The 15,981-nt window shown below is 51.9% G+C and carries 15 protein-coding genes and 1 pseudogene; 6 read left to right on the top strand and 10 right to left on the bottom strand.

What is annotated here, in order from left to right; translation table 11 throughout:
* The first annotated feature begins 2 nt into the window (after positions 1 to 2).
* Genes cheZ through E0L21_RS09860 form a run of 4 tightly spaced genes read left to right on the top strand, consistent with a single transcriptional unit; the run spans position 3 to position 4,436 of the window.
* Positions 3 to 662: a protein phosphatase CheZ gene (gene cheZ, locus E0L21_RS09875; protein ID WP_131408980.1), complete on the top strand. Its 660-nt coding sequence runs from the start codon at positions 3 to 5 to the stop codon at positions 660 to 662.
* Positions 663 to 695: 33 nt separating this feature from the next.
* Positions 696 to 1,841 carry a flagellar biosynthesis protein FlhB gene (gene flhB, locus E0L21_RS09870; protein WP_131408978.1) on the top strand — a complete coding sequence of 382 codons (1,146 nt, stop codon included), beginning with the start codon at positions 696 to 698 and terminating at the stop codon, positions 1,839 to 1,841.
* The gene (gene flhA, locus E0L21_RS09865) at positions 1,841 to 3,943 is read left to right on the top strand and encodes a flagellar biosynthesis protein FlhA (RefSeq protein WP_131408976.1); all 2,103 of its coding nucleotides are present in this window, start codon (positions 1,841 to 1,843) and stop codon (positions 3,941 to 3,943) included. The genes flhB and flhA overlap by 1 nt, the downstream gene beginning before the upstream one ends.
* Positions 3,930 to 4,436, top strand: a complete 507-nt coding sequence (locus E0L21_RS09860; protein ID WP_235855220.1) for a flagellar protein FlhE — start codon at positions 3,930 to 3,932, stop codon at positions 4,434 to 4,436. The genes flhA and E0L21_RS09860 overlap by 14 nt, the downstream gene beginning before the upstream one ends.
* A gap of 58 nt (positions 4,437 to 4,494) precedes the next feature.
* On the opposite strand, the gene fliT is transcribed toward E0L21_RS09860, so the two are convergent.
* Genes fliT through fliD form a run of 3 tightly spaced genes read right to left on the bottom strand, consistent with a single transcriptional unit; the run spans position 4,495 to position 6,759 of the window.
* Positions 4,495 to 4,833 carry a flagellar protein FliT gene (gene fliT / locus E0L21_RS09855; RefSeq protein WP_131408974.1) on the bottom strand — a complete coding sequence of 113 codons (339 nt, stop codon included), beginning with the start codon at positions 4,831 to 4,833 and terminating at the stop codon, positions 4,495 to 4,497.
* On the bottom strand, positions 4,826 to 5,233 hold the full coding sequence (gene fliS / locus E0L21_RS09850) for a flagellar export chaperone FliS (RefSeq protein ID WP_131408972.1): 408 nt from the start codon (positions 5,231 to 5,233) through the stop codon (positions 4,826 to 4,828). The genes fliT and fliS overlap by 8 nt, the downstream gene beginning before the upstream one ends.
* Positions 5,234 to 5,280: 47 nt before the next feature.
* Positions 5,281 to 6,759, bottom strand: a complete 1,479-nt coding sequence (gene fliD, locus E0L21_RS09845; RefSeq protein WP_131408969.1) for a flagellar filament capping protein FliD — start codon at positions 6,757 to 6,759, stop codon at positions 5,281 to 5,283.
* Positions 6,760 to 7,296: 537 nt separating this feature from the next.
* On the opposite strand from fliD, the gene E0L21_RS09840 reads away from it, so the two are divergent.
* Both E0L21_RS09840 and E0L21_RS09835 read left to right on the top strand, forming a co-directional pair.
* Positions 7,297 to 8,535: a FliC/FljB family flagellin gene (locus E0L21_RS09840; RefSeq protein ID WP_131408967.1), complete on the top strand. Its 1,239-nt coding sequence runs from the start codon at positions 7,297 to 7,299 to the stop codon at positions 8,533 to 8,535.
* A 279-nt stretch (positions 8,536 to 8,814) separates the two neighbouring features.
* Positions 8,815 to 9,492, top strand: a pseudogene (locus tag E0L21_RS09835) (Thoeris anti-defense Tad2 family protein); the annotation flags it as partial.
* Between the two features lie 113 nt (positions 9,493 to 9,605).
* On the opposite strand, the gene cheW reads toward E0L21_RS09835, so the two are convergent.
* From cheW to E0L21_RS09800, 7 genes are all read right to left on the bottom strand, one after another.
* Positions 9,606 to 10,115, bottom strand: a complete 510-nt coding sequence (gene cheW / locus E0L21_RS09830; RefSeq protein ID WP_131408963.1) for a chemotaxis protein CheW — start codon at positions 10,113 to 10,115, stop codon at positions 9,606 to 9,608.
* A 37-nt stretch (positions 10,116 to 10,152) separates the two neighbouring features.
* Positions 10,153 to 12,165, bottom strand: coding sequence for a chemotaxis protein CheA (gene cheA, locus E0L21_RS09825; protein WP_131408961.1), 2,013 nt, complete (start codon positions 12,163 to 12,165; stop codon positions 10,153 to 10,155).
* The gene (gene motB, locus E0L21_RS09820; protein WP_131408959.1) at positions 12,166 to 13,122 is read right to left on the bottom strand and encodes a flagellar motor protein MotB; all 957 of its coding nucleotides are present in this window, start codon (positions 13,120 to 13,122) and stop codon (positions 12,166 to 12,168) included.
* Positions 13,119 to 14,009, bottom strand: a complete 891-nt coding sequence (gene motA, locus E0L21_RS09815) for a flagellar motor stator protein MotA (protein WP_131408957.1) — start codon at positions 14,007 to 14,009, stop codon at positions 13,119 to 13,121. Before motA ends, motB begins: the two co-directional genes overlap by 4 nt.
* A 76-nt stretch (positions 14,010 to 14,085) precedes the next feature.
* Positions 14,086 to 14,634 carry a flagellar transcriptional regulator FlhC gene (gene flhC / locus E0L21_RS09810; protein WP_131408955.1) on the bottom strand — a complete coding sequence of 183 codons (549 nt, stop codon included), beginning with the start codon at positions 14,632 to 14,634 and terminating at the stop codon, positions 14,086 to 14,088.
* A 14-nt stretch (positions 14,635 to 14,648) separates the two neighbouring features.
* Entirely contained in the window at positions 14,649 to 14,996 is a 348-nt protein-coding gene (gene flhD, locus E0L21_RS09805; RefSeq protein ID WP_131408953.1) for a flagellar transcriptional regulator FlhD, read from the bottom strand.
* Between the two features lie 185 nt (positions 14,997 to 15,181).
* Entirely contained in the window at positions 15,182 to 15,910 is a 729-nt protein-coding gene (locus E0L21_RS09800) for an RNA polymerase sigma factor FliA (protein WP_131408951.1), read from the bottom strand.
* Positions 15,911 to 15,981 lie beyond the last annotated feature (71 nt).

Genomic DNA, 15,981 nt, shown 5'->3' with positions numbered 1-15,981 from the left:
CGATGAGTGGCTTAGAAAATACACAGCCAGAAGACGATTTCAAAGACATCTTCTCCCGGGTTGGGCAACTGACGCGCTTGCTGCGCGACAGCCTGGTCGACTTAGGTCTGGACCGCACCATTGTTGAAGCGGCAGACGCGATCCCCGATACACGAGAACGCCTGAACTACGTGGTCGCGAAAACCGCGCAGGCGGCTGAACGCGTACTGACCTGCGTGGAAGAAGCCCGCCCGCAGCAGGAGGCGATCACGGAGCAAGCAGAAGCATTAACCGCCCGCTGGGATGAGTGGTTCGCCGATCCGGTTGAATTACCGATCGCGAAAACGCTGGTGACCGACACGCGTCAGTTCCTCCTGCAGGCACCAGCCATTGCTCGTCAGACCAACGACCAGCTGATGGAAATCATGATGGCACAGGATTTTCAGGATCTTACCGGCCAGGTGATCCGCCGCATGATGTCGCTTATCGAATTGGTCGAAAAAGAGCTGATTCAGGTGCTGCTGGCTTACGTGCCGGAATCTCTTCAGGAGGAGAAAGAGGCGGAAGCGGAAGCAAAAACAGCCGCCATGCTGGTCAATGGCCCGCAGATCGATAACAGCAAAGCCGGTGTGATGGCGTCACAAGATCAGGTCGACGACCTGCTTGACAGCCTGGGTTTCTAACGGTGCGCGGTTCGCCGCGCCGCTGAGCAAATTATGTCAGAAGAGAGTGATGTAGAAAAAACAGAAGAACCCACACCCCAGCGAAAACAGAAAGCGCGTGAAGAGGGGCAGATCCCTCGCTCGAAAGAGCTGAGCTCGCTGCTGATGTTGCTGGCCGGGTGGGCGCTTCTGCTCTCTGGCGGCTCGCAGTTCGCCCGGCATTTGCTGGAGCTGCTGCGAACCGGCCTGGTGCTCAACCGATTGTCGGTGATGGATGAACAGTCCATGTTCCACCAGGCCCGTTACTTGCTGGAAATGATGAGCAGCGCGCTGCTGCCCATTTTGCTGGGGTTGTTTGTCACCGGGATCGTATCGCCCATATTGCTGGGCGGCGTCAACCTGAGCGGCAAATCGCTGAAGCTCGATCTCAAGCGGATCTCGCCGCTTGCAGGGTTCAAACGCCTGTTTTCAGCCCAAGTGTTATCAGAAATGCTCAAAGGGTGCCTGAAGGTCGTACTGGTCGCGTGCGCCTTCGCGCTCTATCTCTACAAAAATAAAGTGCATTTTATTCAATTAGTTAATGAAGCACTGCCGATGGCCATCGCGCATGCCATGAGCATGACGCTGGATTGCCTGATGATGGTGATTTTTTTCCTGTTACCGGTTGTGGGTTACGACGTCTTTTATCAGATAACCAGCAACCTGAAAAAGCTGCGGATGAGCCGTCAGGAGATCCGCGACGAATTTAAACAGAGTGAAGGCGATCCGCACATTAAGAGCCGCATTAAACAGATGCAGCGTGCGGCGGCGCAAAACCGAATGATGAGCGATATCCCACAAGCGGATGTCATCGTTAATAACCCGACGCACTACTCTGTCGCCCTCTCTTATAAAGAAGGCGGAATGGGTGCGCCGGTCGTGCTGGCAAAAGGCGCCGGCGAGATTGCCTTAAAAATTCGCGAGCTGGGCGCGCAACACCGCATCCCTATGCTCGAAGCACCACCGCTTGCCCGTGCGCTCTATCGCCATTGCGAAATTGGCGAACAGATCCCAGGCGAGCTTTATAGCGCCGTCGCAGAAGTGTTGGCCTGGGTTTATGGCCTGCGTAGATGGCGCAACAACGGCGGCGTTCCGCCGAAGCAGCCCAGGGATCTCGCGGTTCCTGAGTCGATGGATTTTGTACATGAGAGTTCAAACTGATGGCTAATATCGCCAGCAAATTACGCTTACCCGCGTTGAAAGATACACAGTGGCAAATCATGGCAGGCCCGGTGCTGATCATGCTGATTCTGGCAATGATGGTACTGCCGCTGCCGGCGTTTCTGCTGGATACCCTGTTCACCTTTAATATCGTGCTGTCCCTGATGATATTAATGGTGGCGATGTTTACGCAGAAAACCCTCGAGTTCTCCGCGTTCCCGACGGTGTTGCTGTTTTCAACTCTGCTCCGCCTCGCGCTGAACATTGCCTCCACGCGTATCATTTTGATGGAAGGCCACACCGGCGCCTCCGCAGCGGGACGGGTGGTTGAAGCTTTCGGTCACTTCCTGGTCGGCGGCAACTTCGCCATTGGTATCGTGGTGTTCGCCATTCTGATCATCATCAACTTTATGGTTATCACCAAAGGTGCCGGACGTATCGCCGAAGTGGGCGCGCGTTTTGTACTGGACGGGATGCCTGGCAAGCAGATGGCGATTGATGCCGATCTTAACGCCGGGATCATTGGAGAAGCGGAGGCAAAACGCCGCCGTAGCGAAGTGACCCAGGAATCTGATTTTTACGGTTCGATGGACGGTGCCAGTAAATTCGTGCGCGGCGATGCCATCGCCGGGCTGCTGATCATGGCGATTAACGTGGTCGGCGGTTTGATCATCGGCGTTATGCAGCATGGCTTAAGCGTGGGAGAAGCGGGTGAAACCTACACGTTGCTGACTATCGGTGACGGTCTTGTCGCGCAGATCCCGGCGCTGATCATCTCCACCGCCGCCGGTGTGATTGTGACCCGTGTTTCCAACGATGAAGATATCGGGGAACAGATGGTCAGCCAGTTGTTTAACAACCCGCGCGTGATGCTGCTTTCCGGCGCGGTGATTGGGCTGCTGGGGCTGATCCCTGGCATGCCAAACCTGGTGTTCCTGATGTTCACCGCCGTGTTGATGGGTCTTGCCTGGTGGCTACGCGGTCGCGAAATGAAAAACCCTGTTCGTCGCAGCGCCGTGAGCGAAGATAAAGACAGCGCCAGCGCGCTGGCCGCCAACGATCAGGCCACTGCGGAAGCTTCGTGGGCAGATGTTGAAATGGAAGATGTGCTGGGTCTGGAAGTGGGCTATCGCCTGATCCCGCTGGTGGATAGCGACCAGGATGGACAACTGCTGGTGCGCGTGCGCGGTATCCGTAAGAAATTCGCGCAGGAGATGGGCTTTTTGCCACCGGCGATCCATATTCGCGACAACCTCGATCTGGCGCCTGGCGATTACCGCATTCTACTTAAAGGCGTTGAAATCGGCAGTGGCACGATGGAGCCGGAGCGCTGGATGGCCATTAACCCTGGTTATGCTGAAGGTGAACTGCCCGGTACGCCGTGTGTCGATCCGGCGTTTGGCCTGCCCGCCTGCTGGATTGATGAAGTATTACGTGAACAGGCGCAGATTCAGGGCTTTACCGTGGTTGATCCAAGCTCGGTCATCGCCACGCATCTGAACCATTTGATCACCCTGCATACGGATGAATTGTTCAGCCGCCAGGAAACGCAGCAGTTGCTCGACCGCATCACCAAAGAGATGCCGAAGCTGGTGGAAGACTTAATTCCTGGGGTGATTTCCGTAACACTGTTCCATAAAGTGTTGCAGAACCTGCTCTCTGAACGCGTTTCTATCCGCGATATGCGTACCATCATCGATACGCTTGCTGAATATGCGCCGGTGCAAAACGATCCGGATGAGCTGACTTCGCAGGTGCGTATTCGCCTGGGCCGCGCGATTACCGCGCAGTGGTTCCGCAACGACGATGACATCAAAGTGATTGGCCTGGATACCTCGCTGGAAAAACTGTTGATCCAGTCCCTGCAAAGCGGTAGCGCAATTGAGCCGGGCATTGCCGAAAACCTGATGCGTCAGGCCGATCGCGCCATTACCGAACAGCAGTCGCTCGGCGTTTCGCCAGTGGTGTTGGTCAACCCGGCGCTGCGCACCATGGTGTCGCGTTTCCTGCGTCGTGCGTTCCCGCAGTTGGCGGTGTTGTCGACGCTGGAGATCAGCAACAACAAAACCGTGCAAATGACGGCGGTCATTGGCACCCATTAATGAAATCCCTGGTATTCCCTCTTCTGACGCCGCAGGTATCCCCTGCGGCGTCCGCACAAACAACAGCAGCAACTGGCACAACTCAATGAAATCTCTGGTATTACTTCTTATGGCGCTGCAGACATCCCCTGCGGCGTCCGCACCAACGACGGGTGCCTGGAGCGCCACATCCGCTGGCGGCAGCGTCACCACCGGTAAGCAGTTACTGCGTGGTCGCCCGCTTTTCGCCCCGGAATCCCTTTCCCCTTCAGCGCGCATTGTGCGTATTTCATGGCGCGTTACGCTGCTCTCCCCTCCCCCGCCGGGGCTGGTGATTAAGCTTTGCCGCATCGATAAATGCGTTCCGCTGCCCGCCCTTGCAGGCGAGCGTCGCATTGATGTTCCGCTGGCGGCGAACGGTGAGTTCCGCTTTATCTATTCCGTCAACAGCCTCGGCCAGCTACAGCCGGCGCTCAACGTCGTACGTAATCAATTAACCGTGAATTATCGCTAATAAGAAAAAACAAAAGGCTATGCGGACAAATAATGTTCCGCTAGCCTTTGGGGGAAGATTAATGCAGTGAAGGGGCTTGATGTTGGGAGTAAAGCTGGCTGCACCGGGCACCACGATGTATTGAGGATAAATTCTGTTTGAGGGTGTTGAGACGCGCCTGTAAATTACGCGTTATTTCCGCTTCATTCGCCAGTAGTTCTTTTAACAGTACCTTCAATTCTTCTTTGACCATCATCGAAAGCGCATCGGTACTATGGGTTAAAATATCCTGCTTCTTAATCACATAATCCGCTGCGACTTCAACGAAATCCTCCCAGCGTTCCTGTTTCGTCATCTCCAGCATCGCTAAGTTCATATCAAATAATTCACGGTAATATTGCAAAATACTCTCAGCCATAACGCACTCGCTTCTGTACCGGCTCAATCTCTTTCCAGGTTGCGGCCAGTTTCATTAACAGACTGTCGACATGTTTTAACGGCTCAGGTTCATTACGCAAATTCGCTTCTAATAAGGTGCGCGACATATATTCGTACATTTGCTCGAGATCGGCGGCAATACTCTGCCCTTTCTCATGGTCGAGCGCGGCGCGTAAGCCGTTGTCGATAATATTAATCGCTTTGGAGATCATTTTTCCGCGTTGGGCAACATTGCCTTTTTCAAAATAGATTGAGGCCTGCAAAATAGCGCTGTGCGCGCCATCAAACAGCATGGAAATTAATTGGTGTGGTGTCGCGCCAGACAATTTGCTTTGCAACGATACCTGCGCATAGGCGTGAGTGCCCTGAGATGCATACATATGCGGCTCCTGAAAGCAGGCCGGCAAAGGCCTGCTGGTAACAAAAATTAAAGGGTGGAAAGCAGAGACGTCAGTTGGCTGCTCATGCTGTTGAGATTCGACATCATGGAGTCCAGATTCTGGAACTGGACACGATAACGTTCAACCTGGGCATCAATCAGCTTCTGCGTTTTGTCGATCTGCGTTTGCGCGATTTCGGATTGAGTTTCCAGGCTGTCGGTCGCGGTATCGATGATACCGTCGGTCTTGGTTTTGCTATCGCCCAGGTACTCTTTCAGAATCGAACCGAGTGATGTTGCCAGCCCTTCGCTGGTACCACGACCGGAGAACATGTTCGCAATCTGTTCCGGGTTGTCGGCAATCGCTTCATCCAGCGTATCTTCGTTCAGCGTCATCTGGCCGGTCTGGGCATCAATTGAAATACCGAGATCCGCCAGCGAACCGTAGGTCGCATCCGCATCACCGTACACACCATTCACGGTGGAACGGATTTCGCTCACCAGCCCGCGCAGGGTGGAATCGCCCATCAGCGCGCCGCTTTTCGAACTCTGCGTGGCAACATCTTCATCGCCAAGGCCGGAAGTATCGGCAGCGACATATTTACTGGCCGAGGTGGTTTTATCCAGCAATGCGTTGTATTGCTTAACAAAATCTTGCAGGCTGGTTTTGATTGCCGAGGTATCGTTGGTCAGCGTGAGCTGCTCAGAAGCACCGTTTTCCGACACTTTTTTCAGGTTCAGCGTCACGCCATCAATGATGTCATTGATGTTGTTGGTTGAACGCGTGTAGTCGGAACCGTCGACGCGCAATTTCGCGTCCTGCGCATCCGAAACGGAGATCATGTTGTCACTCATACCTGGGTCGTTAACGACCTGGCCCTGAGCATCAATATGCTGACCGCCGTTTGAAGTATCCAGCACCCCGGCAAGCGAGGCGTCGCCATCAACTTTCACGCTCATCTTCCCGTCTGAACCGGTTGTTTTCGAGCTCAGTACCAGTTGATAGCCGTCATCGGTACGCTGAACGGATGCGCTCACATCGCCTTTCTCTTTATTGATCGCTTTCGCAATCTGGTTCAGCGAGGTTTCATCATCTTTCAGCTCAACGTCCATCGTTTTACCATCGTTCTGCGTGATGGTGATGGTGCGCGTACCGCCCGATGTGCTGGTACCGAGCGCGGTATCCGCGCTGGCCTGCGGCTGCGTTTTCAGTTTATGCGCGGCGGCGAGCTGCGAAATCGTCACCGAGTGGCTATCGGCTTGTGCGCCGCTGCCCGCAACAGCGGAAAACGCTTCGTTGGCGCTAACGGTCATTTTATTGAACGCATCGCCGCCCATGGTGGTGACGCTTTTTTGTAAGTTCGACAGCAGGCTGGAAATCTGGCCCCAGGCCGAAATTTGCGAGTCGTACTTGCTTTTCAGGCTGGTATACGGCGTCAGGCGCGTTTGTTCGCCCGCTTTCAGCTGATCCAGCATCGACGCCGTATCAATCCCGCCAGTACCAACCCCTAATGATGATATAGCCATTTCTTCTCCTGTCGGAAATGTATATTTGTGGTAATTCTCTATTAAGCTATCGGCGCAGAAAAATAAAAGATGAATTTTTTACCTTTAGTGCACTATAAAGGAAAGACGCACTTTTCACTGGCTATTCTCAACAATTCCAGCCGATTACAAAAGGGCAAACACCGCACATAAAGAAGCAAAATTCATTCCTGATAATTAGCGACAAAAATGACGGCAATTTATCGCTTTGCGTTCAATAAAAACCTCTTCCTTATATAGCAAGAAAACCGCATTAAAATTCAAAGGAAAAAGACAAAAAAGTAATTACGCAAAATACGCGCGGTTTTGCGGTTAATTTAAAACATAACCCATGAAGACGCATAAAATATCAACGATATAGCACCAAAACCCCCTCGAAAAGTAAAAACCGCCCAGCCAATAAAAAAGTTTTTCGCGCAAAATATTTTAGTCATTTTTTATAAGGCCGATTTATTAAGTATGCGAACGAAATGACGCATAACCATACTCTGTATAGTAAATTGTGTATAAGGAAACCCCATGTCCCAGGTTATTAATACCAACGCCCTCAGCCTCGTCGCCCAAAACAACCTGAATAAATCTCAGGGCTCTCTGGGTACTGCAATTGAACGTCTGTCTTCTGGTCTGCGTATTAACAGCGCCAAAGACGATGCAGCAGGTCAGGCAATCTCTAACCGCTTCACTGCTAACATCAACGGCCTGAGCCAGGCTTCCCGTAACGCCAACGACGGTATCTCCATCGCGCAGACCACTGAAGGCGCGTTGAACGAAATCAACGACAACCTGCAGAACATCCGTCGTCTGTCTGTACAGGCGCAGAACGGCACCAACTCTGATTCTGACCGTCAGTCCATCCAGGACGAAATCGACGCGCGTCTGTCTGAAATCAACCGTATCTCTGAACAGACTGAGTTCAACGGCGTGAAAGTACTGAGCAAAGACCAGAGCCTGTCTATCCAGGTTGGTTCTAACGATGGCCAGACTATCGATATCCAACTGAACAAAATGGATTCCAGCACTCTGTCGATGGACGGTTTCAACATCGCTGGTGGCGTTGATCCTTCAACTCTGACTGTAACTACTGATGTAAACGTAGACCTTAAAATCAAATCTGACGGCAGCAACGTAGTTGATAGCAAAGGTACTGCGACCGTTGACGCTGTTGTTAAAGGCGATGATGGCAAAGTATACGTTCAGTCTGGTTCTGACTACTTTGAAGCAACCATGAACGCTGCTGGTGATGGCCTGACTTTCGACTCCGCAACTCCTGCGACCACCACTGGTGTGACCATGGGTAAAGACACCATGGGTTCCAGCGTTGAGATGACCGTTGCTGCCAACAAGGGTGCTATTACCGATGACCTGGTAACCGATGGCGAAGGTAACTACTACCTGCAGAATGCCAACGGCAACCTGACTGAAGCAGAAGTCAGCAAAAATGGTACGATTACTCAGGGTAAAGCCGTTTCTACTACTCCGGCAACTGATGATCCGCTGGGTAAAGTTGACGACGCGCTGGCTCAGGTTGACGAACTGCGTTCTGGTCTGGGTGCGGTACAGAACCGTTTCGCTTCTGTTATCAGCAACCTGAACAACACCGTTAACAACCTGTCTCAGTCTCGCTCTCGTATTCTGGATGCGGACTTCGCTTCTGAAGTTTCTGAAATGAGCCGCGCGAACATCCTGCAGTCTGCTGGTACTACCGTACTGGCCCAGGCTAACCAGGTTCCGCAGAACGTACTGTCTCTGCTGCGTTAATTTCTGGTGTTTCCGGCAGGCTGCGGCCTGCTTTTTACCCACCCGCCCATTCGCCTGGGCGGGTTTTTTATTGCCTGCGATTTAACACGCCTTTCTATCAGTAATAAACCGCCCTGCATTGCGTTGACTAAACGCGTTATCAGAACCTTCATCTCTCTTTCATTTCCGCGCTGGCTCTCTTTTTTATATTCCGTTTAAAGGAGAGTAGCGATGGCAGATTTAACCGCACCAGAAGGTTCATTCGCATGGGCGATGTTACAGCTTTAGGCCGGTAACCGGGTCAGCAGAAGCGTATGGAATGATGCAGGAATGTACCTCGTCAGAAATCCAGGCTTAACAGAACAGGTGGTGGTTGAAAATGACTGGCGCGCGGTGGCAGGTATCGCCGTGGGTACGGCATTTAACTTCTTGCCTAATATCGAATTATGCAATGCGCAACAGGATTTTGTTCCCTGGGTTGCGACGCACGAGGATATGGAAGCAATGGACTGGAGCGGGGTTGGTGGGGTTGGTGAACCTGGCGATAACTGGAAAGTGATATTTGATATGGAGGTTGGGGCTTTTCATCCTCCGGATGGTGAGGAATATGGAGTTACAGGTTATACATCTATTATTCAAGCACCTGAGTCGATTGCTAATGTCGTGAGTTTACATGCATGGTACTTACCCGAACTCACCCCCGCTAAATGCCAATTCGCCATATTCTTTACTACCAACACTCTTGAAAGTGATGAGCAACTAGTGGATGAACTTAATGTTGCAGGAATACAGATCTTACTTGGTGATACTGTTTATGACCTGTCTCATGACTTCCGGGCTTACACTTTCGCCGCGACGAATGAAAATCAGGTTCGTTTTGTCTTTGACGACGTTAATACCAGCAATGATGTCTACAAAATGCACCAGTATCTGAAAAGCCAAGTGGGCAGAACGATTCGGGTTTATATCACCTGGTGATCACGTTGCGAAAAGGCAAAAAAAAGTTTATCGCAGGTTAGCGTGAACAAAAAAAGCCTTTCCCGTAAGGGAAAGGCCTGTAAGGTACAGCGCGTATTAAAAGTAAAACAAAATTAGTTAAAAGAGGTCTCGGTCACGCGTTCAATCAGCTCCATCTCTTCGCTGTTCAGCAGCTTTTCAATATCCACCAGAATCAGCATGCGCTCATCGAGCGAGCCAAGACCCAGCAGATACTGCGTGGAGAGCGTAACGGTATATTCCGGCGCGGGTTTGATCTGCGCGGCATTGAGCGCCAGCACATCGGAAACGCCATCAACCACAATCCCGACCACGCGACCGCTGTCGAGGCTCAGCACGATCACCACCGTATTGTCGTCAAACTCGGCGGAAGCCAGTTCAAACTTCACGCGCAGATCGACAATTGGCACAATCACGCCGCGCAGGTTGGTCACACCGGCAATAAAGGCAGGCGTGTTGGCGATGCGCGTGACGCGATCGTAACCCCGGATCTCCTGCACTTTAAGGATCTCAATGCCGTACTCTTCTTTGCCCAGGCGGAAGACCAGGAACTCATTACCGGTGTTGTCACCGGTTAACTGCTTGTCTGTGTTCGATAAATTCATTTCATAACCTTTTCAAAAACTGACGTCAGGCTGCGTTTCATTGCGCCTTAGCGCTTTTTGCCAGCGTCGTTAACACCGCCACATCCAGAATCAGCGCGACGCTGCCGTCGCCGAGGATGGTCGCCGCAGAAATACCCGGAATTTTGCGGTAGTTCTGCTCAAGATTTTTCACCACTACCTGGTGCTGGCCGATCAGTTGATCCACCAGTAAGGCGTAACGGCTACCGGCGCTCTGCACAATGACGGCAATCCCTTCGCTGATATCGTAATTTTCGTCGTGAATGCCAAACAGCGTGCCCAGCTCAACCAGCGGTAAATACTCTTCACGCACCTGCAACATGCGCTCGCCGCCAGTCATCCGGTGCAGGACGTTTTCGGAAAGCATCAACGATTCCATCATGCTGCCGAGCGGCAGAACGTAGATTTCCGAGCCAACACGCACCGACATCCCGTCGAGGATCGCCAGCGTCAGCGGCAGAATGATGCGGATCTTCGAGCCGCGCCCCTGCTCGGAATGGATGGTCACATGCCCGCCCATTTCCTGAATGTTACGGCGCACCACGTCCATACCCACGCCGCGACCCGAGACATCGGTCACTTTTTCCGCCGTGGAGAAGCCCGGCGCGAAAATCAGCATCCAGACATCTTCATCACTCATGTTTTCGCTGATCGTCATGCCCTGCAGCTGCGCACGCGCCAGGATCTTCTCGCGGTTCAGCCCAGCACCATCGTCGGTCACTTCGATAATGATATTGCCGCCGTGGTGTTCCGCCGAAAGCACCAGGTTCCCCTTGTCGGCTTTACCGTTGGCGCGGCGCACATCGACCGGTTCAATACCGTGATCGAGGCTGTTACGCACCAGGTGCGTCAGCGGATCGACAATCTGTTCGATAAGACGTTTATCCAGCTCAGCAGAACCACCGACCAGCGTCAGTTCCACTTCTTTATTGAGCTTACCGGCAAGGTCATGAACCAGTCGCGGGAAGCGGCTGAAGACATATTCCATTGGCATCATGCGGATTGACATCACCGACTCCTGCAAGTCGCGCGCGTTACGCTCCAGTTGCGCGATGGTGCTAATCAGCGTGTCGTGGTTGGTTGAATCGAGCACACCAGAAAGCTGCGAGAGCATGGCCTGGGTGATGATCAACTCGCCCACCTGGTTGATTATCTGATCGACCTTCTCGACCGCCACGCGGATACTGCTGGCTTCTGTCGCTTGCGGACGCTGGCGGTTATTTTCCGGGCGTGTCGCACGCGCTGCAGGTGCCGCCGGTGCGGCCACCGCGTTAACCGGCGCAGGCGCGGGTGCCGCAGGTTCGTCGGATGTGGCAACAGGTTCGTCTTCAGCCGGTGCAGGCGTGATGGCAATCTGTTCCGGTTCAAGCACAAAGCACAACACCGCGAGAATATCGTCCGGGGATACGGTCGTGTGCAGCGTCAGTTGCAGGTTCTCATTTTCGGCCTGCAAATGGCTCACGCGGCCTAAATTGCCCATTTCATCGATCAGCGGCTGGCGATCGTCTTCTTTGATTTTGCTCAGCACGATGCGCAGTCGCTGGCCATCCTCAGCCGGTTTCACCGCCGGTGCTGCCACCGCTTCTATGACGACTGCCTCGGCCACAACAGGCGCAGCAACGTCTGTGGAAACCGCCGCAGGAGCCGCACCGTCGAGCGCTATCTGGCGCAACGCTTCGCAGATATAGTGGAATGTCTCCTCGTCGGGCTCGGCTGAAGCTTTATAGGCATCCAGTTGATCCTGCATAATATCTTTGCTCTCCAAAAACAGATCGCGAATAGGGCCGGTAATCGTCAACGTACCGCTGCGTACATCATCCAGCAGGTTTTCCAGGATGTGCATGGTTTGCTGTAACACAGTGAAACCAAAGGTGCCCGCACCGCCTTTTATCGAGTGCGCAGCGCGAAAAATCGCATTCAGAACTTCTCTGTCCGGTGAGTCGAGATCCAGCTCCAGCAGATATTTTTCCATATCCGCCATCAGCTCATCCGCCTCGTCAAAAAAGGCCTGATAAAAATCGCTTATGTCCACTTACTTAATCTCCTCAGGACCGCTTTTTACCGTAGGTTCAACTGCCACTGCGCTGCTGCTCTGCGGCGCGTCGGTGGCTGATGCACTCTGGCTCGCCGGGGATGAAACCAGCGTGTCGCGCAAAAGCACATCTTCTTGCATGATCTGTTTCTCTTTCTGCTGGCTCAGCACCAGGATACTGATACGGCGGTTAATGGGATCGGCCGCATCGGAACCGGCCTGCATCATGGTGTCCGCCGTACCGACAACCCGGATAAATTTATTGCTGGCAAGCCCTGCGCCAGTCAGAATGCGCCGCGCCGCGTTGGCACGATCGGAAGAGAGCTCCCAGTTGCTGTAGCCCTGCTCACCGTTGGCGTAAGGCAGCGAATCCGTATGACCGGTCACAATGATGCGGTTCGGCATGTCGTTTAACACCGGCACCAGAGCCTGCAGAATGTTCACCATGTAGCTTTCCGGTGTCGGCCGGCCTATCTGGAACATCGGACGATCCGCGCTATCGGTGATCTGAATCAGCAATCCGTCATCGGTCAGCGAAAGCCGCAGGTTGGAGGTGAAGTTGTTCAAACGCGGATCGATTTGGATCAGGCTTTCCAGCTTCTCCCTCGCGCGCTTCAGGTTGACTTCACTCTTCTTCTCGTCCAGTTGCTGCAACGTCCGCTTGAAAACCTCGCCATCTTGTTTAATGACATCTTCGCCACCGCCGGGGATCATGCTGTCGCTAAGGCTCGCTTTATCACCCTGTGCCAGCGTGGTTTTAATCGGCATTTGGAAATATTCAGCGATTTGCTGGCGCTGCTCCGGGCTGGAAGAAGAGAGCAGCCACATCACCAGGAAAAACGCCATCATCGCGGTCATAAAGTCCGCATAGGCGATTTTCCAGGAACCGCCGTGAGAACCATGCTTTTTATTGATGGATCTGCGGACAACAATGGTAGTGGCAGACTTCTTACTCATGTCGATTCACCCGAAGAGGATGAAGAGCTTGAGGTACGCACTTCGCGAACGTGATCTTCCAGTTCCGCGAAGCTGGGACGTTCCGTGGAAAAGAGAGTCTTACGGCCAAATTCAACGGCGATCTGCGGCGCATAACCGTTCATGCTGGAAAGCAGCATGGTCTTAATGCACTCAAGCATTTTCAGGTGTTCCGCACTATGCTGACGCAGCAGCGTCGCCAGCGGCAGCACCATGCCGTATGCCAGCAAAATACCGAGGAAGGTACCGACCATGGCGTGGGCAATCAGCGCCCCCAGTTCCGCTGCCGGACGATCGGCCGCCGCCAGGGCGTTAACCACCCCCATGACCGCCGCCACGATACCAAATGCGGGCAACCCGTCACCGACGGAGTTAAGGCTGTGCGCCGGCACTTCATGCTCGTGTTCGCAGGTCTCAATCTCTTCATCCATCAACGCTTCCATTTCAAACGCGTTGGTATTACCGCTCACCATCAGACGCAGGTAATCGGTGATGAAATTCATGATTTCACTGTCGGCCATCAGCCGTGGATAGGCAGAGAAAATCGGGCTGTTCTGCGGATCTTCAATATCGTTTTCCAGCGATACCAGGCCATTCTGTCGGCCTTTCGCCAGCAACAGATACATCATGGCCAGCAGATCCATATATAACGCTTTGGTGAAATGGGAACCTTTAAACAGAGTAGGAAACGCTTTTAAGGTGGCCCGAATCGCTTTACCGTTATTTCCGACAATAAAAGCCCCTACGCCTGCGCCGCCGATAATTAAAAATTCGGTAGGCTGAAACAGTGACGCAAGATTGCCGCCACTGAGCGCAAAGCCGCCAAATACGGTCGCGAAAACGACGATATAGCCAATAATGACTAACACTTCAACTCCTTAATAATTCAGTAATCATTCCGCAACTCTGATATCAGGCCGCGCGGTGAAAATGCCGCAGCATCTGTTACTGTCGCCGATGAGAACGCGCCAGATCAGGCGTGGCTTTTTTTATTGCCCGCGAAGGTGGAAAACACAAACAGCAAGTAAAATTCGTGTTGGTATTTTCCGGCGTGGTAATAAAACGCCCGCCACAAGTGCTGCACTCAGTATGTTTAACCATGCCGCAGTCAATAAAGCGCAGCAGCGTCCAGGCGCGCGTTAAACCTAAAACTGGCTTTTCCTCTGTACCGTTCAGACTATTTTCCAGATACAGGCGATAACCTTTCAGCATAATCTCAACGGGGCGACCCAATTCCGTCTTTTGCAGATAACAAAAAATGTTATAAAACATTGACGAATGAATATTTTGTTCCCACGCCATATACCAGTCGGTGGAAAACGGTAGCATGCCTTTCGGCGGCGAACAGCCTTTGAGTTCTTTATACAGTTTTAATAATCTTCTGCGGCTAAGATTGGTTTCACTTTCGAGAACCTGCATCCTGGCGCCAAAAGAAATCAATTCCATGGCAATTTGCGCATCCCTGATTTCTGACATTATGCTTTTTTCACACATCACAAACTCCGCTGTCAGGATCTCGAAGGCTCTTCCCCAGAAAGAGAATTAAGCAAATCAGTGGATAAAATGATTCCGGTATGGAGACTTTGCAAAGCATCAATACGGGAATCTTTGGTCAAACAGTCAATCACTGTTTCGTTATCTATGCGTAACCGGCAAATAAGCTGACCGGTTGACGAAAGTTTAATAAGCTGCGGAAACGTCAAGCCTTTCACAATATCGATTGTGGACTCACTTAAGCCCAGGCGAAATTTTGCCGTAAAGCGATCCTCGTGAATGAGACGTTGCGCCAATAACAAATAGGAAAGATTCAAGTCCCGAATACACTGCGTCGGCTCATTAAAGTTTGTTACGTTCATTACAATTCCCCCTGTACAAGGTAATCCATACTGCAATTACCGTCCTTTATTGTGTAACCAAGATGTAACAAGTTTAATGCCGATTTTTTAGTATAAGAAATCAAGGTTAGACGGGAATAATGAACCTAATAAGAAAAGCCAGCCTGGTCGAAGTTTTATCGGAGCAAGATTTTCCTGATGACTTATTATTCCCAGCCTCTTCCTTCCAGACGCGCACGTAAACGTTTGATCGTTTGGCTATGCAACTGGCTGACGCGCGTTTCGGTAATACCCAGCAGTGAACCGACCTCTTTCATATTCAACTCCTGTTGATAATATAAATTGAGTAGCATCTGCTCGCGCTCAGGAAGCTCTCTGATCTCCTTACTGATCTGCTTTGTCAAATCGCCCAGTAAAATATCGTTTAGCGGGTCAAGATGATCCTGTTCCATTTCTGACAGTTCAACGCCATCTGCCAGTAATTCTTGTAGCTCGTCGAGTGAACAGAGCATGCTGGTATTAGTATCAGATAATACTTGCTGATATTCCTGCAATGACATCCCTAATTCAGCAGCAATGTCCGACTCGCTTGCCACGCCACCGGCACGTTGCTCAACGCGCATAATGGCAGAAGAAACTTCACGGGTTTTACGACGAACGCGACGAGGTACCCAATCGTGTTCGCGTAATTCATCCATAAACGCCCAACGTAAACGCTGTGCAATGTAAACCGTGAGTTTGACCCCTTTTTTGGGGTCAAACTGTTCGATTGCATCCAGAAGCGCAATGGCACCCGCCTGAATAAGATCGTCAATATCAACACTTGATGATAATTTAGACTGCATCTTTAACGCTTCGTAGCGAACTAAATAACCGTATTTGGTCCACAACTGGTCTTTCAGAATTGCCCCGTCAGGGCTATATAATCCATTCACTATTACAATTTCCGGGATGATAATAATTGATTAAAATTATTATCGATTATCGCCAATTCAAATAGCATGAT

This window comes from Kosakonia quasisacchari (assembly GCF_004331415.1).
GTDB classification, from domain to species: Bacteria; Pseudomonadota; Gammaproteobacteria; order Enterobacterales; family Enterobacteriaceae; genus Kosakonia; species Kosakonia quasisacchari.
Note: the sequence above shows the minus strand (reverse complement) of the source record. Positions and strands in the feature narration are given on the sequence as shown.

Excerpts from the sequence above, each read along its gene's own strand:
- cheZ (WP_131408980.1), top strand. The coding sequence starts at position 3 with ATGAGTGGCTTAGAAAATACACAGCCAGAAGACGATTTCAAAGACATC.
- flhB (WP_131408978.1), top strand. The coding sequence starts at position 696 with ATGTCAGAAGAGAGTGATGTAGAAAAAACAGAAGAACCCACACCCCAG.
- flhA (WP_131408976.1), top strand. The coding sequence starts at position 1,841 with ATGGCTAATATCGCCAGCAAATTACGCTTACCCGCGTTGAAAGATACA.
- fliT (WP_131408974.1), bottom strand. The coding sequence starts at position 4,833 with ATGGCTGAGAGTATTTTGCAATATTACCGTGAATTATTTGATATGAAC.
- fliS (WP_131408972.1), bottom strand. The coding sequence starts at position 5,233 with ATGTATGCATCTCAGGGCACTCACGCCTATGCGCAGGTATCGTTGCAA.
- fliD (WP_131408969.1), bottom strand. The coding sequence starts at position 6,759 with ATGGCTATATCATCATTAGGGGTTGGTACTGGCGGGATTGATACGGCG.
- E0L21_RS09840 (WP_131408967.1), top strand. The coding sequence starts at position 7,297 with ATGTCCCAGGTTATTAATACCAACGCCCTCAGCCTCGTCGCCCAAAAC.
- cheW (WP_131408963.1), bottom strand. The coding sequence starts at position 10,115 with ATGAATTTATCGAACACAGACAAGCAGTTAACCGGTGACAACACCGGT.
- motB (WP_131408959.1), bottom strand. The coding sequence starts at position 13,122 with ATGAGTAAGAAGTCTGCCACTACCATTGTTGTCCGCAGATCCATCAAT.
- flhC (WP_131408955.1), bottom strand. The coding sequence starts at position 14,634 with ATGTGTGAAAAAAGCATAATGTCAGAAATCAGGGATGCGCAAATTGCC.
- flhD (WP_131408953.1), bottom strand. The coding sequence starts at position 14,996 with ATGAACGTAACAAACTTTAATGAGCCGACGCAGTGTATTCGGGACTTG.